This window comes from Streptomyces sp. NPDC001890, assembly GCF_042891445.1.
In the GTDB taxonomy this organism is placed as follows: Bacteria; Actinomycetota; Actinomycetes; order Streptomycetales; family Streptomycetaceae; genus Streptomyces.
The window spans coordinates 316,486-335,550 of the sequence record NZ_JBIATE010000003.1; the positions used below are offsets into that span (position 1 = coordinate 316,486).

Here is a 19,065-nt window from a genome sequence, read left to right on the forward strand (position 1 = left end):
CGGGTTCGCGCTCGCACGACGCGGCGTTAACTGGGTTCGGCGGTAAGAGACGTGACGGGGAGCCCGTCTGCGCCGCCGTCACCCCGCGAGTGCTGAGGAGTTCCCGTGTCCGTGTTCCGCCCGTCGGCCGTCCGGCGTCCCCCGTACGCCGTCCACGTCGGCACCTGTGCCGCCGCGCTGCTGCTGCTCACCGCCTGCGGCGGCACCCCCGAGACCGCCGTCACCAAGGACCCCGCCGTCCGGGCGGGCGCCACGGCCAGCGCCGGTGTCGCGGGCCCACAGGCCGACGGGGTGCGCAAACGGGCCGCCCCCGGGCCGCACGCGCCGGTCGTCCGGCCGCGCGAGATCCCCGCGCTGGGACCGAAGACCCGGGCCGCGATCCCGGCGTCCGCCAAACAGGTCTTCGTCGTCACCGGCGACGACTACGACTCCAGCCTGTCCACCGCGGTCCTCTACGCCCGCGACAACCCGGCCCTGGGCTGGATGCCCGTCACGACCCGCTGGCCGGCCCACAACGCCCTGAACGGCTGGACCGACGAGCACTTGGAGGGCGACCTGCGCTCCCCGGTCGGGGTCTACGGTCTGACGCACGCGGGCGGCCTGTTCGACCCTCCCGACACGGCGTTCCCCTACGACCAGAACCCGGCGTTCGTGGTGAGCGGCGAGGGCTTCGACGGGGAGCCGCTCGAAGGGTCCTTCGACTACGTCGTCGCCATCGACTACAACCGCACCCCCGGCGTCACCCCGCTGGACCCGGAACGCCCCCTCGGCCAGGAGCGCGGCGGCGGCATCTGGATCCACGTCGACCACGGCGGCCCGACCCAGGGCTGCATCTCGCTCCCCCTGGACCGGATGCGGGAACTCCTGAGCACCCTCGACCCGGCGAAGAAGCCGGTCGTCGTGATGGGTGACGCCCAGGCACTGGAGGAGTGAACGGGGCAGGGGGCGGGAGGTGGGCCGGCCCTTATGCTGGGGAAAGCCCGTTTCCTTACCAGGAGGCAGTGATGACCGTGACTGACGAGGGTGTGCTGACACAGGAGGTCTTCGAGGACCTTGCCCGTCACGCCATACGCGCGGAAGAAGCGCTGCGTCTGGAGTTCGTGAACGGGAAAATGGGGGTCAAGGCTGTGCCGGACGGGGACCACGGGCGGATCATCGAGTGGCTCACCCGGCAATGCATGCAGGCCGATCCCGGCCGCTGGCTCTATGCCGAACAGGGGCTGCGCATCGAGACGTACCGCAAGGGGAACGCCCGGCCCGATGGGGCACTCGCTCTCAGTGGTGCGTTCGTAGGCCAGGGCGAATGGGCCGACCCCAGCGGCGTCCTGATGGTCGTCGAAGTCACCTCGTACGACGAGGACACCGACCGACGGGACCGGGTCGAGAAGCCGCGCGCCTACGCCGAGACAGGGATTCCCGTCTATCTGCTCGTCGACCGCGAAACCTGTGAGGTCAAGGTGCACTCGCAGCCCGACGGAGTGCGGTACGAGCAGGTGGTGACGGTTCCGTACGGGAAGACCGTCGAGCTGCCCGACCCGGTGGGCATCGAACTGGACACCGAGCCGCTGAAGAACTGGGTCCGCTGACCCGGGGCAAGGCACGCGCGGCAGTACGGCGAAGGGCGGGACCGCTACCACCGGTCCCGCCCTTCGCCGTGCACGTACTCCGTTACGCCGGCTTCTCCTCCAGGCGCGGGAACAGCACCGCGCCCTTCGTCACCGTGGCGCCCGCCGGGAGCCGGCCCCAGGTGCCCGCGTCCTGCACGCGCTGGTCGGCCAGCGCGCCCAGGGACTCCTCGGCGCCCAGCGACTCCCACAGCTTCTGCGAGGTCTCCGGCATCACGGCGTTCAGCAGCACCGCGACACCGCGCAGCGACTCGGCGGCCGTGTAGAGGATCGTCGCGAGGCGGGCCCGGCCCTCGGGGGAGTCGTCCTTGGCGACCTTCCAGGGCTCCTGCTCCGTGATGTAGCCGTTGACCTGCTTCACGAAGTCGAAGATCGCCAGGATGCCGGCCTGGAAGTCCAGCTCCTCGCCGATCTTCTCGTCGGCCGTGGCGACGGCCTTGGCCAGACCCTCCTGGACCGCCTTCTCGGCGTCGCCCGAGGCGGCGGCCTCCGGGAGCGCGCCGCCGAAGTACTTGCCGACCATGGCCGCGACGCGCGAGGCGAGGTTGCCGTAGTCGTTGGCGAGCTCGGAGGTGTAGCGGGCGGAGAAGTCCTCCCAGGAGAACGAGCCGTCGCTGCCGAACGCGATCGCCCGCAGGAAGTACCAGCGGTACGCGTCCACGCCGAAGTGCGAGGTCAGGTCCTGCGGCTTGATGCCCGTCAGGTTCGACTTCGACATCTTCTCGCCGCCGACCATCAGCCAGCCGTTGGCCGCGATCCTTCCGGGCAGCGGCAGCCCCTGCGCCATCAGCATCGCGGGCCAGATCACCGCGTGGAAGCGCAGGATGTCCTTGCCGACCAGGTGGACATTGGCGGGGAACGTCCCGTCGAACTTCTCCTGGTTGGCGCCGTAGCCGACCGCCGTGGCGTAGTTCAGCAGGGCGTCGACCCACACGTAGATGACGTGCTTCTCGTCCCACGGCACCGGGACGCCCCAGTCGAAGGTCGAGCGGGAGATGGAGAGGTCCTGGAGGCCCTGCTTGACGAAGTTCACGACCTCGTTGCGGGCGGACTCGGGCTGGATGAAGCCCGGGTTGTTCGCGTAGAACTCCATCAGCTTCGGCCCGTAGGCGCTCAGCTTGAAGAAGTAGTTCTCCTCCTTGAGGATCTCCACCGGCTTCTTGTGGATCGGGCACAGCTTGACGCCGGCCTCGTCCTCGATGAGGTCGCCGGGGAGCTTGTACTCCTCGCAGCCCACGCAGTAAGGGCCCTCGTAGCCGCCCTTGTAGATCTCACCCTTGTCGTACAGGTCCTGGACGAACTCCTGCACCCGGTCGGTGTGGCGCTTCTCCGTCGTACGGATGAAGTCGTCGTTCGCGATGTCCAGGTGCTTCCAGAGGGGCTTCCACGCCTCCTCCACGAGCTTGTCGCACCACTCCTGCGGGGTGACCTTGTTCGCCTCGGCAGTGCGCATGATCTTCTGACCGTGCTCGTCCGTGCCGGTGAGGTACCACACCTTCTCGCCACGCTGGCGGTGCCAGCGGGTGAGCACGTCGCCTGCGACGGTCGTGTAGGCGTGGCCCAGGTGAGGAGCGTCGTTGACGTAGTAGATGGGGGTCGATACGTAGAAATTCTTCACGCCGTCGCCCCCTTGCTTCTCGGATCCAGTGGCCGCCATGGTCGAAATCCTAACGGCCCGGGGGAGACCGACTCACACCGATTACGGCCGGTCACCCCCGGACCAGGGGCGTGGAGACCTTTGCGAAACATCCCTTCCGGTAGCAAAGGCGCATCCTGGGAGGGAGCGGACACGCGTGTACGAGGCAGGGGACAACACGATGCGGGTACTGGTCGCGGAGGACGAGGAGATCCTGGCGGAGCTGGTCGCCACGGGGCTGCGGCGGGCCGGCTTCGCCGTCGACACCGTGTACAGCGGTGACGCCGCCCTCGCCTACCTGGGGCTGCACGACTACGACGTCGTCGTCCTGGACCGCGACCTGCCCCGGGTGCACGGCGACGACGTGGCGCGCGGCCTCGTCGCCTCCGGCTCCCGGACCAGGATCCTGATGCTCACCGCCGCCGGTTCCATGGAGGACCGGGTCGCCGGGCTCGACCTCGGCGCCGACGACTACCTGGGCAAGCCGTTCGAGTTCCCCGAGCTGGTGTCGCGGGTACGGGCCCTGCGCCGCCGCAGCGCCCGCCCCGTGCCACCGCAGCTGGAACGGCACGGCATCCGGCTCGACACCGTACGGCGCACGGCTTTGCGGGACGGGCGGGAGCTGGACCTCTCGCCGAAGGAGTTCTCGGTGCTCCAGCTGCTGCTGGAGGCGGACGGCGGGGCCGTCAGCGCGGAGGAGCTGCTGGAGCGGGCCTGGGACGCCAACGCCGACCCGTTCACCGGCGCCGTACGTGTCTGCATGAGCAAGCTGCGCGGGAAGCTCGGGGAACCGGCGCTGATCCGTACGGTGCAGGGCGTGGGGTACGCCCTGTGAGGCGGCTGTCCGCTGTGCCGCACTCCAGGATCCGGGCCCGGATCGCGTTCGTGTACGGCGGGGTGTTCCTGGTCCTCGGTACGGCGCTGCTCGCCACCGTCAACCTCGCCTCCCGCGCCGGTACGGACTCCCAGGCGCGCGACATCGCCCGCATGGCGGCCGTCGTGCAGCCCGGCTACGCGGTGAACGGTCCTCTCGTCACCCGGCGGAGCCTCGGGCCACCCACCGTCTACGACCTCACCGACAACGTCAGTGACGCGGCCGGTCATCAGCTGCTGATCTGGTCCGTGGCCGCGCTGCTCGTCATGACGGCCTGCGCGGTCGGGGTCGGCTGGTGGACCGCGGGGCGGGTGCTGCGCCCGGTCCATGCCATGACCGCGAAGGCGCGCCGGCTCTCCGAGCACAATCTGCACGAGCGGATCGCCTCCAGTGGCCCCGACGACGAGCTGAAGGAGCTCGGCGACACGCTCGACGCGCTGCTGGCCCGGCTGGAGAAGGCCTTCGACAGCCAGCGGCGGTTCATCGCCAACGCCTCCCACGAGCTGCGGACCCCGCTCGCCACGCAGCGGGCCGCGATCCAGATCGGCCTGGACGACCCGACCCCGGAGGATCTCGTACGGACCAGGCAGACGCTCCTGGACAACAACCGGCGCAGCGAGCGGCTCATAGAGGGGCTGCTGGTCCTGGCGCGCAGCGAGCGCGGGCTCGCCGAGGGCGAGCGGGAGACGGTGGATCTCGCGCAGGTGGTGGCGGAGGAGTCGGCCCGGCATCCCGGCGTGCGGGCCGACACCCACTTCTGCACGGTGCGGGGGAACCGGATGCTGCTCGCGCAGCTGGTGGCGAATCTGCTGGCCAACGCCGTCACGTACAACGTGCCGGACGGGACGGTGGACGTGTCACTGGTGACGGCCGGCGGCGGGGCGCTGCTGAAGGTCCGCAACACCGGGCCGGTGGTGGACGCGGCGGACATTCCCGGGCTGTTCGAGCCGTTCCGGCGGGGTGAGGGCAAGGACCGGATGGGGCGCGGGTCGGGCCTCGGCCTGTCGATCGTGCGCTCCATCGCGGTGGCGCACGGCGGTACGGTCACGGCGGTGCCGGGGCCCGGGGGCGGGCTCGCCGTGACCGTACGGCTGCCGGTGGATCAGTCGGCGGTCACCGTCTCGCGGGCCGCGATCCAGGTGGGGAGCGCGGCGAGGACCTCGCGGTAGAACGTGGTGTCCGCGACCTCCCGGGGCGCGGGGCCCGCGTGGAAGAACCCGGCGTTCGGGGCGTCCAGCTTGCGCAGGAAGTCGAAGCCCTTGGCGTCTTCCTCGCCGAACGCGACGAACTGGAAGAACAGCGGCAGCCGCGCCGCGTCGGCCAGCGCCTGCTTGGCGGCCTGCTTGGCGTCCGGCGGGCCGTCCGTCTGGAAGATCACCAGGGCGGGGCCGGTCGCCTCCGACTTCTCGTAGTGCGCGACGACCTCTTCGACGGCGCTCTGGTAGTTCGTACGGCCGAGGCGGCCGAGGCCCGCGTTCAGTTCGTCGATGCGGCCCTCGTGGTCGGCGAGGCCGACCGTGCCGGTGCCGTCGATCTCCGTCGAGAAGAAGACGACGGGGACGGTCGCGTTCTCGTCCAGGTGCGCGGCGAGCGCGACGGTGCGGTCGCCCAGGTGCTGGGCGCTGCCGTCCTTGTAGAACGGCCGCATGGAGCCGGAGCGGTCGAGGACCAGGTAGACGGTGGCGCGCAGCCCGGTCAGCCCGTGCGCTTTCAGCCCGGCCTGGGCCGCCTTGTACGGGGCGACGAGCCCGGGGGCCCGCGACTTGACCTTGGCGAGGGTGAGCGCGGGCTTGGGGGTGGAGGTGGCCGCGGGGGCCGTCTCGGGTGCGGGGGCGGGGGCTGCCTCGGTTACGGGGGCGGGCTCGGGCTCGGTCTCCGCGACGGGGGCCTCGGCCTCGGGCTCCGGGGCGGGCTCGGTCGCGGGCTCCGGCTGCGCCTCCGCCTCCGGCTCGGCGGCGGTGGGCTGCGCCTCGGCCTCCGCCTCCGGCTTCGTCTCGACCTCCGGCTCCGCCTCGGCCTCAACGGCCGCCTCGGCCTCGGCCTTGGCCTCGACGGCGGGCTCCGCAGCGGCCTCGACGGCGGGCTCCGCCTCCGGCTCGCTGGCGATCTCGGCCTTGACTTCGTCCGCCTCCGTCGCCTCGATCGCCTCAGCCTCCGCCTCCGGCGCCTCGGCCTTGATCGCCTCCGGCTCCGATACCTCCGCCTCGGCCGCCTCCGTCGCCTCGACCACCTCCGGCTCCGACACCTCCGGCGCCGCTGCCTCCACCTCCGGCGCCGTCGACTCCGACTTCGGGGCCGGGCTCTGGGCCGGGACCGTGGGGACGGAGGCCTTGTCGAAGGCGGCGGCCACCAGGTCGGAGGCCAGGCCGGTGTTCTCGCCGGCGGACCGGGGGGAGGCGGGCGCCGGTACCGAAGCCTTGGTGGGCGGGGTGGTTTCGAGTACCGGGGCCGGCTCCGCGACCGGCTCGTCCGCCGTGGTGGAGGTGGTCTCCGTCGTCGTGGCCGGCTCCGGCTCCGTGGGCGCGGTGCGCTCGGTCTGGGGCGGGACCGTGGCCGTCGGCGCGTCCTGCTCCGCGCGGTCACGGCCGAACACCTTGCGCAGCAAGCTCCGAATGCCCATGGGCGAGGCCTTTCGCGTGAGTTGGGTGCGAGAAATGTCCGACCTGCGGGAAATGATCCCTGGCCAGGACGGATACGTAAGGTTAGCGGCCGGATCCGGCCCTTCGGTGGTGCGGCCCGCCCGTGTGAGAACTGAGCTGCAACCGATCCCCGAACGAGTCCTGTGCCGATGCCGTGCGGGCCTCATGTGCGTAGTTCAAATGTGCGCACCCGGTCCCGAGTTGCCTTGTTAACGTGAACGGACGGTGTGTCTGACGCAAAGTCAGGCACACCGTTGTCCGTTGTCCGACAGTGTTACCAAGAAGGGCTTCCACATGGGGAAACCAATCCGCAGAACACGTTTTGCCGCCTGCGCCGTTGCGGCGGGTGCGATGCTTTCCGGCCTCGTCCCGGCGGTCGGTGCCGCCGCCGCTCCGGCGTCCGCCCCGCCGTCCTCGGTGCGGGCCGTCGACGATCCCGTACCGGGCAACGAGGGAATGCCGGATGACGGGTTCGAGGACGAATCCGAGGGTGAGCAGGACGACTTCGCCGGAACCGGAACCGGATCCGCAGCGGCCTCGGCTTCCGCCGCGCCGGGCGTCTCCGCTCTCGCCGCCCCCGTCCCCGGCCGGGCCGCCGACTTCAAGCTGGCGAAGAGTACCGATATCTCCGGTCTCGTCACGAAACTGGACGCCGCGCTGCCCAAGCAGGGCCTCACCGAACTGATGGAGCAGGCCAATCGGCCCTCCAAGTGGGAAGACGCCTGCGGAACTGCTGGAATTTATGGTTCCGACCTGGCGGTCAACCACCGTGTCTGCTGGCAGAGCGACGACGGCACCTCCTCGGAGTGGGTGCCGCAGGCCATCACCGGTGTCTCGGACGCGCAGGAGGACGAGGACTGGGGAACGTCCAACGCCGAGCCGATCGCCGTGGCCGGTTACGACGCGGAGAACCCGGGCCGCAGCAACTACGCCAAGGACCGGGACAACTGCGTCCAGGACTCCGCGTCGGACGCCTGCAACGAGAAGGGCATCCGGGTCAGTTTCTTCAACCAGGCGACCCAGATGTACCGCCATGTGCTGCTGGTCTGGCCGTACATGAACTCCAAGGACCACATCTCCTTCGACGCGCTGCACGCGAGCGAGGGCAAGTGCACCACCGAGGTGACGTCCTCCTGCGCCGCGCAGAACGGCATCCACGCCGGTGGCATGGTCTGGTACGGCAATTACCTGTACGTCGCCGACACCGCCAACGGCATGCGGGTCTTCGACCTGCGCAAGATCATGGACCTCAACCCGGACAACAAGGCCGACGTCGACGACCCGACGCCGGACGGGCTGACCAGCAACGTCGTGGACAAGAAGCGGATCGGCCGGCAGAGCAACGTCTGGTACGGCTACGGCTACCGCTATGTCATGCCGCAGGTCGCCACGCTGAAGTTCACCACGGCGAAGAACGGCGGGACCACCAGCGGCAACCAGTGCTACGCCACCGGCCGCCCGAAGGCCTCGTACATCTCGCTGGACCGGACCGACACCGACCACATGGTCCTCGGTGAGTACTGCAACACCAACAACGGCGGCACGAGCCCCGGCCGCGTCGGCACGTACCCGATGACCGAGCTGACCGCCGCCGTCGAGGGTGCCACCGGCACGACCGCCTCCGCCGACCTGGCCTACGGACTGCCGACCGGCGCCACGTTCAACAACGAGGCGCTGTGGCACAAGATCCAGGGTGTCACGCGGTACGAGGGCAAGTGGTACTTCCACCGCAGCAACGGCTACGACAACGGCCGGCTGCTCCAGGCCACGCCGGGCACCGTCGACGGCGCGTCCCAGCTCGTCGGCAACGCGAAGACGCTGGAGTCGGCGTTCGGGCCCGAGGACCTCTACCTCGCGCACGGGCGCGGCGACGGCTTCGCGCCGCAGCTGTGGTCGCTGAGCGAGCACGCGCCGAGCAAGTGCGGGTCGTGCAAGCGCGAGCTGTACAGCTACAACATGTCGGAAGTGATCAGCGACTTCGGCTGATCCCCACGACTGCGCGCAGTCCTTGCGCCCTCGCAACCCTTGCGACCCCCACGACCCCATGACAGGCCCTACAGTCGGACACATGGTTTCCGGTGAGGCGCCGCAGGCGGAGGGCAGCGTTCGGGTCGACGTCTGGATCTGGTCGGTCCGGCTGACGAAGACCCGTTCGCAGGCCGCTGCCGCCTGCCGCGCGGGTCATGTGAAGGTCGCCGGCGAGCGCGCCAAGCCCGCCCAGGCGCTGCGCGTCGGCGACGAGGTACGGCTCCGGCATGCCGGGCGCGACCGGATCGTGGTGGTGTCGAAGATCGTCAAGAAGCGGGTCGGCCCGCCGGTGGCGGCGGAGTGCTTCATCGACAACAGCCCGCCCCCGCCGCCGCGCGAGGCGGCGATCCAGGTTCCGGTACGGGACCGGGGCGCGGGCCGGCCGACGAAGCGGGACCGGCGCGAGATGGAACGGCTGCGGGGGGCAGGCCCCACCACGGGCTGACCGCCCCGCCGCGGGGCAGCCGCTACGGCTGGGGCGAGGCGATCGCCCGGGCCGCCGCCACCTCCTGGCGCAGCGGAGCGAGTACGCCTTCCTCGTCGCCCGGAAGTTCGGTGCGCACCTCCACCAGGACCTCGCTGGCCCGTATCCCCTCGGCCAGCTCCCGCAGCTGCCGCTGGACCTCCGCGACCTCGGCCGGCGGTGGCTCGGGTGCTCCGTGGTTGACCCGGACCCGGGCCGCGGTCGTCGCGTCCACGATGCGTTCGACCGCGACGACCAGCGGCCACCAGGCGGCGGCCCGGGTGCCGACCGGGGGTGGTTCGGTCAGGGCGCGCTGGAATTCGGAACGTACGACCGACAGGTCGCGGTAGATCCGGCGCCGGGCCCGCACCCGTTCCGCCCGGTCGCCGGTGCTGCCCGGCTCGAACGCGCACGCCACGTAGTCGGCGATGTCCGCCACCGCGTCCGCGAGCCGGTGGCCGACCCGTACGTGCCAGCTCTCCGGCCACAGCAGGTAGCCCGCCACCAGCACGATCGCGCAGCCGATCAGGCTGTCCAGGAAGCGCGGCCAGACCAGGTCGAAGCCCTGGTGGTTCAGCAGGTCGGACAGGAGCAGGATGACCGGGGTGATGGCCGCGGTCTGGAAGGCGTAGCCCTTCGCGGTGAGCGCCGGGATCAGCGCGGCGAGCACCACCATCACCGGCACGTCCCACCAGCCGACCGGCACCGCGGCGAGAATCGGGGCGGCGATCACGAGCCCGGCCGCGGTGCCCACCGAACGCAGCACGGCCCGGGAGAACACCGAGCCGAAGTCCGGCTTGAGGACGAATGTGACGGTCAGCGCCACCCAGTACGAGCGCGGTACCGGGATCAGCGAGGTCAGTGCCTGGGCCAGGCCGATGCAGAGGGCGAGGCGCAGCCCGTACCGCCAGGAGGCCCCGGAGAGCAGCACGTCGCGGGTGGCCCGCCGGATCCGTACCCCGAGCACGGCGGGGCGGCCGAGCCGGTCGTCGACGTTGTACGGGTCGGGGTCGGCCTTGTGCACCACGGCCGCCGCGTGCCGAAGGGCGCTGTCCACCGCCCGGGTGGCGGGTGAGTCCGGTGCGGGCAGGGTGAGTGCGGGGCGGCCGGTGCGGCTCTCCTCCACGGCGGCGGCCAGTTCGCGTACCGCGGCCGGGATCTCGTCCGGGAGCCTGAGCCGGCGCACATGGACGGCGGGGGCCGCCTCGACGAGCGGGATGACGACGTTGAGCTGGGCGAGCAGCCGCACCCCGGCGTTGCTGCGGCCGTGGTAACGGGCCCGGCGGGCCAGGATCAGGTCGTAGGACGTGTTGAGGGACTGGGTGACGGCCTGGCGCCGCTCCTCGTACGCGTCGGTGCCCGCGGCGGCGAGCAGGTCGGCGACCGCGAGGTAGGTGCCCGCGACCGCGACCCGCTCCGGGAGTTTCCCGCGCAGCGGCCAGGCCAGCAGGGTCAGGGTGAGTACGAACAGGCCGCCGACGGTGAGCAGCAGCGGCGCCACCCACCAGGGCTGCGGCATCGGGAGCCCGGCCCCGACCACCGCGTTGAGCAGGAGCAGCAGCCCGGACACCGAGGCGACGGCGCCGATCGTCGACATCATCCCGGAGACCAGGCCGACCAGGGTCAGCGCGGCGACGGCCCCCCAGCCGGTTCCGTACACCAGGGTGCCGAGCATGATGCCGAGCGCGCCGAAGAGCTGCGGTACGGCGATGTTGAGTATCCGCATCCGGTACGCGTCGGCGGTGTCACCGATGACGCCGGAGAGCGCGCCCATGGAGACGAGCGCGCCGTACGCGGGGCGGTCCAGTGCGAAGCCGACGGCGAGCGGTGTGGCCAGGGAGACGGAGGCGCGGGCGACCGCCGCCCAGGGGATGGGCGCGGACGGTTTCGGGCGCAGTCCGCTCAGCAGCCAGGGGGGTGGCGCCAGCCAGGGGGGTGGCGCGGTCCGCCGCCGTCCGGATCCGGTCTGCGTGTCGGTCAACGCGTCCCCCTGAGTCGTGCGTTCAGCTCCGGTAGCCCTCGACCTCGTCGGCGGGCCGGACCCGCGCCTCGGACGGATCTTCGCCGTACTCGCTCAGTGCCCGGCGCTGTCGCATGAGATCCCAGCACTGGTCGAGCCGTACTTCAACGGTACGCAGCCGTGCTCTCTCTTCCTCGCTGAGGCCCATTTCGCGGGTGGAGCGGTCGCGCAGGCTCCGTTCCTCGGAGATGAGTCCGCCGATCTCGTCGATGATGTCGTGTTCCCGGTCGTCCATGGCGTGTCCTTCGTGGCAGGAGGGAGGAAGAGAGAGGGAGCGCAGGGGCTCAGAGCACGATGACGGTCTTGCCGCGTGCGCCGCCCGTCCGGTTCCGGTCGAGGGCCTGCGGGGCTTTTTCCAGTGGGAGCTCGATGTCGACGGGCACCCGCAGCACGCCTTCGGCGGCGCCCGCGGCCAGGACGTCGAGCAGGACCGGGGTGGGTTCGAGCCGGAAGTCGATCCCGGTCACGCCGGGGGGCAGGGCGGCCCCGGCGGCGATGCCCCGCGTGGTGAGGGCGATGCCGCCGCCGTGGACCAGGGCGGCGTGTCCGGCGAAGGAGTCCGGGGTGGTGGAGACCAGGTCGACCAGTGCGTCGACGCCGTCCGGGCAGCTCTCCCGTACCGCCGCCGCCAGCGGCCGGTCGGTGATGTCGATCGTGACGGCGGCGCCCAGCTCCGTCATCCGGGTGTGTTCGTCGCCGCGCACCGCGGCGATCACCCGTATGTCGCGGGCGGAGGCGAGCTGGGTCAGATAGCTGCCGACGCCGCCCGCCGCACCGATGACCAGCAGGGTCTCGTGGCCCCGGAACACCGCGATCTCCAGGATCTGGGCGGCCGCCATCCCGGCGGAGGGAAGCGCGGCCGCGGCCCGCAGGGGGAGGCCGGGCGGCACGACGGTGATGGCGGAGTCCTGCGGCACGGACACGTAGTCGCAGTACGTGCCGCTGCCCGCCGCGTTCGGCCGGGCGACCCGGCCGAAGACCTGGTCGCCGACCCGGAACCGGTTCTCGCCGCTGCCGATCATGTCGACCCGGCCCGCGAAGTCCACCCCGATGACCATCGGGAACACGCGCGGTGCCGGTCCGTCGTCCGGGGAGCCCTGCGAGGCCTGCCAGTCGGACGGGTTGAGCGCGGCGTACTCGATCCTGACCCGTACCTCCCCGGCCTCCGGTTCGGGCTTGGGCATCTCCACCAGTGCGGGGTCGGCCCGGAACGCGCCGACGGCTATGGCTCGCATGCGGAAGACCTCTCAGTCGCCCCCGATCCGGCAGTCATGAGAACCACTCTTCCCCGGCCCGTCCCCGGCCGCACGTCGAGCGGAGAAGGCCCGGCGCAGGCCCTGCGGAGCTCCTGCGGACCGGGTCATTCCGTGCCCGGAACCGGCTGCTCCGGCCGTCTCTCCCCTTCCCGGCCCGCCCGCGACCGCCTCCCCGCTCCCGCCCGCGCCACCCCCGCGCACAGGGCCAGGGCCAGCCCCACGGCGAACACGGTCCACACCGTCGTGCGCAGCGAGGCCGTCAGCGCGTCGTACACCGCCGCGGCCCCCGCCGTCTCGCTGTCCGGCACCTCGTACAGCACCCGGTCCCGGGTGTACGCGAGCACCGCGCGCAGCACCAGCGCGCCGAGCGCGAAGCCGAGCCCGGCCACGGCGGTGGCCGAGAGAGCGGCGGGCCAGGAGCGCCGGTGCCCCGGTCCGCCGCCGCGCAGCCAGGCCACGGCCACGGCCAGGACGGCGACCACGAGTGTGGCCACGGCCGGCCAGATGCTGCCGGTCCGCAGCAGGCGGAAGGTCTGGCGCAGCTGGTCGGCGCGGTCGGCGGAGATGAGCGTGATGTCGGTGTGCTGGACGGGGATCCGGTCGGCGAACGGCACCCCGTTCTCCTCCAGGTTCTGCTTGACCCGCTCGGTCACGGGGGCCAGATCGATGGTCACGGCCTCGCCGGTGTTGCCGTTCAGGGCGGCGGTGACGGCCTCGTGGGCGGTGCGGTTGGCGGCGTTCCAGGCGTCCTGGAAGGCGTCGGTGGTGGTGAAGGAGAGCACCGCCTGGCGCAGGAACTCCCGCACGGTGTCCTGGAGCGGCCCGGCGTCGATCTGTTTCATCGCCCCGTCGGTGATGAGGTCGGTGACGGTGCTCTGCACATCGGGGTCGGAGGCGAGCGGGGCCACCGCGTCGACGTAGCGGTCCGTGTTGTCGATCTCCAGGTCCACCCAGGCGGACAGCGCGCCGACCGGCACCAGGACGGCGAGCAGCACCACCAGTACCACCGAGAGCGCCGCCGGGAGATACGCCGAGAGATACGTCCGCACCCGTCAAGGGAATCCCGTGCGGGGGCGGCGCGCCCCGGGCCGTACGCCATCCGAGTTGCCGGGTGGCGCGGCCGGGTGTGCCCTGGAAGGAAAAGGAGCCACGGAAGGAGAACCCCGCATGTCCACACACGCGGCAATGCCGGCCCGCGGACGGACCCGGCCGAGGGCACACGCACGCGGGCGCAGCAGGAGCTCCTGGGCCGTCCCCGTGACGCTGGGCGCGGCGTACGGTCTCTACGCCTCGTTCATCCTCCGCAACAACGGCGCAAGCGCCGGCCGGCAGTTCTGGTACGGCCTGATCACCGCGGTGGCGCTCGCCGCCCTCTGCTTCGTGCTGGGCCGGATCCAGCACACCATGCTGCCCCTGGTGCGGGCGGCGGCCTACGGAGCGCTGACCGCGGCGGCGATCGGCCTGCTGGTCGGGCTGACCGATTCGAGTGTGCTGCGGTCCGCGGCGCTGGGGCTTTCGGTCGGCCTCGGGATGTTCATCAGCACCTTCTACATCTACTACACGCACGAGAAGACGTGAGTCCGTACGGTCGCGTACGGACACGAGGGCGGGCCCGCACACGATTCGTGCGGGCCCGCCCTCGTGTCATGCCTGGTCGGTCACGCGTCGCGTACGACCGTCACCGGGCACGGTGCGTGCTGGGTGACATGGAGGCTGACCGAGCCGAGCAGGGTCGCCTTGAAGCCGCTGTAGCCGCGCGCCCCGACGACCAGCAGGTTCGCGCCCTTGGCGCGGTCCAGCAGGGACTGGGCCGGGTTGCCGATCACCACGATCTTGCTGACCGCCGCCGCGCCCTCGGCGCCCAGGGCCTCCTCCAGTGTCTCGTTGAGGGCCACGGTCGCCAGGGCCTGCGGGTCGAAGTCCTCCGGCATGCCGGGCATCATCGACGCCCAGCTCGTCGCGGGGTACTCCCAGCTGTTGACCGCCTCCACCGTGTCGCCGGTCAGCTCCGCCTGGCGTACGGCCCAGTGCAGCGCCTTGATCGACGACTCGGAGCCGTCCACGCCCACCACGATCCTGCCCATCCCTGCCTCCAGCTCGGTTCGGCTCAGTGCGCAGAGGCGCCGTGCGTACGTACCGGAAATCCCGCACGGCGCATCTTTCGTGCCAACTCTAATCAAACCGGACAGTTGTGCAGGTGGTGGGGTCTCAGTCCAGGCGGAGGTCGGCGAGCTGCTGCTCGAACGGCACGACCTCGTCGTCCAGCCCGAGGGCCCGCCGCGCCCCGGACGCCGCCCGGCCGCCCGTGATCATGGCCGCGAGTTCGCCGCCCGCCCGCCGGATGCGGGACGGCAGCCCGTCGGTGTACTCGTCGCCGGAGGAGCCCCAGTCCTCCGACGCCGCGTACACGGACGTCGGTACGACGGTGGCCCGCAGGTAGGCGAAGAGCGGGCGCATCGCGTGTTCCAGGACCAGCGAGTGGCGGGCGGTGCCGCCGGTCGCCGCTATGACGACCGGCTTGCCGGTCAGCGCCGTGTTGTCGATCAGGTCGAAGAACGACTTGAACAGCCCGCTGTACGAGGCGGTGAACACGGGCGAGACGGCGATCAGTCCGTCCGCCTGCGTCACCTCCTTGATCGCTTCGTCCAGGGCGGCCGGCGGGAAGCCGGTGACCAGGTGGTTGGCGATGTCGACGGCCAGGTCGCGCAGTTCGATCACCCGGACCTCGACCGTGCGGTCCTGCTCGGTCAGCAGCCGCTCGCGGGCGGCGCCGGCCAGCCGCTCGGCCAGCAGCCGGGTCGAGGACGGGCTGCTCAGCCCGGCCGATACGGCGACGATGCGCAGGGGCTCGGTGGCGAAGACGCCGGATGCGGTGGACACGGTGGTCAGGCCTCCTTCGTGGCGGCAGTGGCGGTGGCGGCGTCGGCGGTGCGGGCGGCGACGGCCGGGTGGACGGGCGCGGAGTCCGGGACCCCGGCCGGGCGCAGCGCGGCGAACTCCTTGCGCAGCACCGGGACGACCTCCTCGCCGAGGATGTCGAGCTGCTCCAGGACCGTCTTGAGCGGCAGCCCCGCGTGGTCCATCAGGAACAGCTGGCGCTGGTAGTCACCGACGGCGTCCCGGAAGGACAGGGTGCGCTCGATGACCTCCTGCGGGGAGCCGACGGTCAGCGGGGTCTGCCGGGTGAAGTCCTCCATCGAGGGCCCGTGCCCGTAGACCGGCGCGTTGTCGAAGTACGGCCGGAACTCCCGTACCGCGTCCTGCGAGTTCTTCCGCATGAACACCTGGCCGCCGAGGCCGACGATCGCCTGCTCGGCGGTGCCGTGCCCGTAGTGCGCGTACCGCTGGCGGTAGAGGTTCACCATCTTCGCGGTGTGCTCGATGGGCCAGAAGATGTTGTTGTGGAAGAAGCCGTCGCCGTAGTACGCGGCCTGCTCGGCAATCTCCGGCGAGCGGATCGAGCCGTGCCAGACGAACGGCGGGACGCCGTCCAGCGGGCGCGGGGTCGCGGTGAAGGACTGCAGCGGCGTACGGAACTTGCCCTCCCAGTCGACGACGTCCTCGCGCCACAGCTTGTGCAGCAGGGCGTAGTTCTCGATGGCGAGCGGGATGCCCTGCCGGATGTCCTTGCCGAACCAGGGGTAGACCGGGCCGGTGTTGCCGCGGCCCATCATCAGGTCGACGCGGCCGTCCGCGAGGTGCTGGAGCGTCGCGTAGTCCTCGGCGATCTTCACCGGGTCGTTGGTGGTGATCAGCGTCGTGGACGTGGACAGGATCAGGTTCTCGGTGCGGGCGGCGATGTAGCCGAGCGTGGTCGTCGGCGAGGACGGGACGAACGGCGGGTTGTGGTGCTCGCCGGTCGCGAAGACGTCCAGGCCGACCTCTTCCGCCTTCTGCGCGATGGCGAGGGTCGCCTTGATCCGCTCGTTCTCGCTCGGCGTCCGGCCGGTCGTGGGGTCGGTGGTGACGTCTCCGACGGTGAAGATCCCGAACTGCATGGCGCCCGCCTCCAGAACTAGGTTTGTTGAACGTTGAACTATGTGAACACACCCTACAACGGAGCACCCCCCTGACCTATTCCGCGGTCCGCGAGGGAGTCCCGGACCGGTGCGTACCCTGGACGGGGCGCGCGGACCAGGCACGGACCGCGCCCGGACGGAGGCGGGAACTGTGAGCGGGAGCGGCGGCGAGAGCGAGCGCTGGAAGGAGCGCGGCGTGGCCCTGCGCGTCTTCGTCTACGTATTCGCCACGCATCTCTTCGCGGGCTTCATCTGGATCCTGTTCTACGTCGGCGAGCACGCGAAGAAGTAGAAGAAGCAGTGGAGTGGGCGGGGCAGGGGTGGGGGACATGAACGCCGCGGGCGGCACGGACGGCACGGGCAGTGCGGAGGGCGCGGCGGGGGCGCGCCTGGAGGCGGCGCTCGCGGCGGACCACATCTGGAGCGCGCTGTCCGCGCTGGCCGAGGACGCCCCGGCCGGCCTGCCCGAGGCGATCGGGGCCCGCTACGGCGAGGCGGCGCAGGCCGAGCGGCGCCACCTCACCTGGCTGCTCGGGGCCCTGGGCGAACCGGCCGCCCCGGTGTTCCTGCGCCTGCTGGCCGAGAGTGGCGGCGACATCGCGGCGGAGCTGCTGGGCACGGCGGTGCAGCGGAGGCTGCGCGTTCCGGCGGCCGAGCTGCACCGGCTCGCCGCGGAGCTCGGCGCGGAGCTCGGCGCGGAGCTCGGCGCGGAGCTCGGCGCGGTGGAGCCGATGGTGGACGCGATGGGGCTGTCCGAGGACGCGGGCTTCGCACCGTTCCTCGGCGGGCTGCTGGACCACGAGCGCCTGCGCGGGCGCGCGGCCATGGCGCTGGGGCGGCTCGGCGCCCGGGAGTGGACGGTGCCGGTCGCGGAACGTCTGCCCGGCCTGACCGGACTGCAGCGCGGCGCCTTCGTCGTGGCCCTGGAACTGCTGGACGACCCGGCGGCGATACCCCACCTCCTGCGGGAGCTGGAGGCGAACCGGGAGCCCGCGGGCGACGTGCACCACGCCCTGGTCGCCCTGACCGGCCGGCACCCGCTGATCCCCCTGACTCCTCCGGACGGCGACCACGGCAGGCTGTTGCACGGCATCTGGTCCGAGCGCCGGCTCGACGTCCCGGTCCCGCCGTCGGTCGGCCCGTTCGCACTCGACTCCCCGCGCCACGCGCGCTTCACCGTCGAGGACGGCCGGGGCAGGATCCGTATCGACTACGACCCGCCCACGCCCGGCTCTTCCTGGCCCCGCTGGGACAAGTCCCTCCGGATCGACGGGGAGCGGGTCTATCACGTCGGCTCGGACTGCGGTACGTGCGAGACGATGATGACGCTTCTCGGCTGGCCGCCCCGGACGGCCCGGGAGGGCGCGGACCGCCTGCGCACCGCACTCGCCGACATCGACGGCCTGGGCTCCGGCGCACTCGACGCGGCCGCTCCCCTCATCGAGGAGCTCCCGACCGGCCACTACCGCGCCCACCTGGCCGATCTCGCCCTGGAGCGGGTGACCGACCCGGCGGCGTCGTGGTGGGTCCGGCGCCGCGCGGTGCGCGAGGACGCCGAGCCGTACGTCACGGACGACCCCCTCGACGACGACTGGCCGGGCACCGCCCACTTCCAGCTGCGCGACCGCATCCCCGGCGAGACCCCGACGTACGGCGTACTGCTCCCGTCCCAGCCGCTGGACGCACTCGACGCGGACACGGTGACCCGGTACACCTCGGCCATCACGGCGGGACACCGCCCCGCCGCCCTGGCCCTCGCCTGGGTCGAGGACGTCTACGTGCAGGCCGAGTACCCCGAACGCTTCCTGGTGGCCGCCGTCCTGGACGGCCACCACAAGCTCGCCGCCTACGCGGCCGCCGGCGTGCCCGCCAGGGTCCTGCTCCTGTCGAGGGCGGAGGACAACTGGGGCCCGGAGACGGGCTGGAGCAAGGCGTTCGACGAGGTGCTGGAGCAGTTGTAGGACTGCGGGCGCAGGACAGCCGGCGGAGGCCCGCCCCGCCCCGGGGCCGATGCCGGCCGGCACCCCGTACGCCTACGCTGCGGGCCGGGCACGCGCAGGGCGTGCCGCCGCCAGGCAGGAGCCCCGCCGTGCCGTTCACCGGACAGACCCACATCCGCATCGCCCGCCCGTCCCGGGACCTGGCCGCAGCCGAACGCTTCTGGGCGGACGGCCTCGGGCTGAACGTCCTGTACCGCGCCGACGCGGAACGGGAACCCGGCACCCACGACCTCCTGATGCTGGGCCACCCGGACGCCCCCTGGCACCTCGAACTCGTGCACGGCGGCGACCACCCCACCGACCCCCGCCCCACCGACGAGGACCTGCTCGTCCTCTACCTCGACGGTCCGGTGCCGGAGGAGATGGTGGACCGCCTGGCGGAGCACGGCGGCAAGCGGGTCCCGTCGCCGAATCCGTACTGGAACGAGTGGGGCGTCACCGTGGCGGACCCGGACGGGTACCGCCTCGTCCTGTGCCGGCGCGGGTGGAGCAACGCCTGACGAAG

19 protein-coding genes are annotated in these 19,065 nt (G+C 71.8%); 10 read left to right on the plus strand and 9 right to left on the minus strand.

Annotated elements, in window-relative coordinates; translation table 11 throughout:
• Positions 1 to 105: 105 nt before the first annotated feature.
• Positions 106 to 933, plus strand: coding sequence for a L,D-transpeptidase family protein (locus ACFYY1_RS12740; RefSeq protein ID WP_388583945.1), 828 nt, complete (start codon positions 106 to 108; stop codon positions 931 to 933).
• Positions 934 to 1,004: 71 nt separating this feature from the next.
• Positions 1,005 to 1,586, plus strand: a complete 582-nt coding sequence (locus ACFYY1_RS12745; RefSeq protein WP_388583947.1) for a Uma2 family endonuclease — start codon at positions 1,005 to 1,007, stop codon at positions 1,584 to 1,586.
• A gap of 82 nt (positions 1,587 to 1,668) precedes the next feature.
• Here the strand turns inward: ACFYY1_RS12745 and metG are convergent, their stop codons facing one another.
• Positions 1,669 to 3,282: a methionine--tRNA ligase gene (metG, locus tag ACFYY1_RS12750; protein ID WP_388583950.1), complete on the minus strand. Its 1,614-nt coding sequence runs from the start codon at positions 3,280 to 3,282 to the stop codon at positions 1,669 to 1,671.
• A 160-nt stretch (positions 3,283 to 3,442) separates the two neighbouring features.
• Between metG and ACFYY1_RS12755 the strand changes: the two genes are divergently transcribed.
• Together ACFYY1_RS12755 and ACFYY1_RS12760 are read left to right on the plus strand one after the other, a co-directional pair.
• Positions 3,443 to 4,096, plus strand: a complete 654-nt coding sequence (locus ACFYY1_RS12755; RefSeq protein ID WP_388584694.1) for a response regulator transcription factor — start codon at positions 3,443 to 3,445, stop codon at positions 4,094 to 4,096.
• Between the two features lie 5 nt (positions 4,097 to 4,101).
• Positions 4,102 to 5,304 (plus strand): sensor histidine kinase, encoded by a 1,203-nt coding sequence (locus ACFYY1_RS12760; RefSeq protein ID WP_388584696.1) that lies wholly within the window; start codon positions 4,102 to 4,104, stop codon positions 5,302 to 5,304.
• Here the strand turns inward: ACFYY1_RS12760 and ACFYY1_RS12765 are convergent.
• Positions 5,238 to 6,755, minus strand: coding sequence for a VWA domain-containing protein (locus ACFYY1_RS12765; protein WP_388583953.1), 1,518 nt, complete (start codon positions 6,753 to 6,755; stop codon positions 5,238 to 5,240). The genes ACFYY1_RS12760 and ACFYY1_RS12765 overlap by 67 nt on opposite strands.
• Positions 6,756 to 7,068: 313 nt before the next feature.
• On the opposite strand from ACFYY1_RS12765, the gene ACFYY1_RS12770 reads away from it, so the two are divergent.
• Together ACFYY1_RS12770 and ACFYY1_RS12775 are read left to right on the plus strand one after the other, a co-directional pair.
• Entirely contained in the window at positions 7,069 to 8,760 is a 1,692-nt protein-coding gene (locus ACFYY1_RS12770) for a hypothetical protein (protein WP_388583955.1), read from the plus strand.
• Between the two features lie 82 nt (positions 8,761 to 8,842).
• Entirely contained in the window at positions 8,843 to 9,247 is a 405-nt protein-coding gene (locus ACFYY1_RS12775) for an RNA-binding S4 domain-containing protein (RefSeq protein ID WP_388583957.1), read from the plus strand.
• A gap of 22 nt (positions 9,248 to 9,269) precedes the next feature.
• Here ACFYY1_RS12775 and ACFYY1_RS12780 read toward each other — a convergent pair whose 3' ends face one another.
• The 4 genes from ACFYY1_RS12780 to ACFYY1_RS12795 form a co-directional block, all read right to left on the minus strand.
• Positions 9,270 to 11,246, minus strand: a complete 1,977-nt coding sequence (locus tag ACFYY1_RS12780; RefSeq protein WP_388583959.1) for an FUSC family protein — start codon at positions 11,244 to 11,246, stop codon at positions 9,270 to 9,272.
• A 22-nt stretch (positions 11,247 to 11,268) separates the two neighbouring features.
• Positions 11,269 to 11,520, minus strand: a complete 252-nt coding sequence (locus ACFYY1_RS12785) for a DUF2630 family protein (RefSeq protein ID WP_388583960.1) — start codon at positions 11,518 to 11,520, stop codon at positions 11,269 to 11,271.
• A 49-nt stretch (positions 11,521 to 11,569) separates the two neighbouring features.
• Entirely contained in the window at positions 11,570 to 12,520 is a 951-nt protein-coding gene (locus tag ACFYY1_RS12790) for an NADP-dependent oxidoreductase (RefSeq protein ID WP_388583963.1), read from the minus strand.
• 125 nt (positions 12,521 to 12,645) lie between these two features.
• Entirely contained in the window at positions 12,646 to 13,590 is a 945-nt protein-coding gene (locus tag ACFYY1_RS12795) for a hypothetical protein (RefSeq protein WP_388583965.1), read from the minus strand.
• Between the two features lie 118 nt (positions 13,591 to 13,708).
• On the opposite strand from ACFYY1_RS12795, the gene ACFYY1_RS12800 reads away from it, so the two are divergent.
• Complete coding sequence (locus ACFYY1_RS12800) at positions 13,709 to 14,119, plus strand: hypothetical protein (RefSeq protein ID WP_388583968.1); 411 nt, start codon at positions 13,709 to 13,711, stop codon at positions 14,117 to 14,119.
• 80 nt (positions 14,120 to 14,199) lie between these two features.
• Here ACFYY1_RS12800 and ACFYY1_RS12805 read toward each other — a convergent pair whose 3' ends face one another.
• The 3 genes from ACFYY1_RS12805 to ACFYY1_RS12815 all read right to left on the minus strand — a co-directional run bounded on the left by ACFYY1_RS12805 (position 14,200) and on the right by ACFYY1_RS12815 (position 16,539).
• Positions 14,200 to 14,625, minus strand: a complete 426-nt coding sequence (locus tag ACFYY1_RS12805; protein WP_388583970.1) for a universal stress protein — start codon at positions 14,623 to 14,625, stop codon at positions 14,200 to 14,202.
• Between the two features lie 124 nt (positions 14,626 to 14,749).
• On the minus strand, positions 14,750 to 15,421 hold the full coding sequence (locus ACFYY1_RS12810; RefSeq protein WP_388583972.1) for an FMN reductase: 672 nt from the start codon (positions 15,419 to 15,421) through the stop codon (positions 14,750 to 14,752).
• A gap of 5 nt (positions 15,422 to 15,426) precedes the next feature.
• Positions 15,427 to 16,539, minus strand: coding sequence for an LLM class flavin-dependent oxidoreductase (locus ACFYY1_RS12815; protein ID WP_388583974.1), 1,113 nt, complete (start codon positions 16,537 to 16,539; stop codon positions 15,427 to 15,429).
• Positions 16,540 to 16,711: 172 nt separating this feature from the next.
• Here ACFYY1_RS12815 and ACFYY1_RS12820 point away from each other — a divergent pair, with 172 nt between their 5' ends.
• From ACFYY1_RS12820 to ACFYY1_RS12830, 3 genes are all read left to right on the plus strand, one after another.
• The gene (locus tag ACFYY1_RS12820) at positions 16,712 to 16,852 is read left to right on the plus strand and encodes a DUF6126 family protein (protein WP_256260242.1); all 141 of its coding nucleotides are present in this window, start codon (positions 16,712 to 16,714) and stop codon (positions 16,850 to 16,852) included.
• A 37-nt stretch (positions 16,853 to 16,889) separates the two neighbouring features.
• Positions 16,890 to 18,521: a hypothetical protein gene (locus tag ACFYY1_RS12825; protein WP_388583976.1), complete on the plus strand. Its 1,632-nt coding sequence runs from the start codon at positions 16,890 to 16,892 to the stop codon at positions 18,519 to 18,521.
• Positions 18,522 to 18,649: 128 nt separating this feature from the next.
• The gene (locus ACFYY1_RS12830) at positions 18,650 to 19,060 is read left to right on the plus strand and encodes a VOC family protein (protein ID WP_388583978.1); all 411 of its coding nucleotides are present in this window, start codon (positions 18,650 to 18,652) and stop codon (positions 19,058 to 19,060) included.
• Positions 19,061 to 19,065 lie beyond the last annotated feature (5 nt).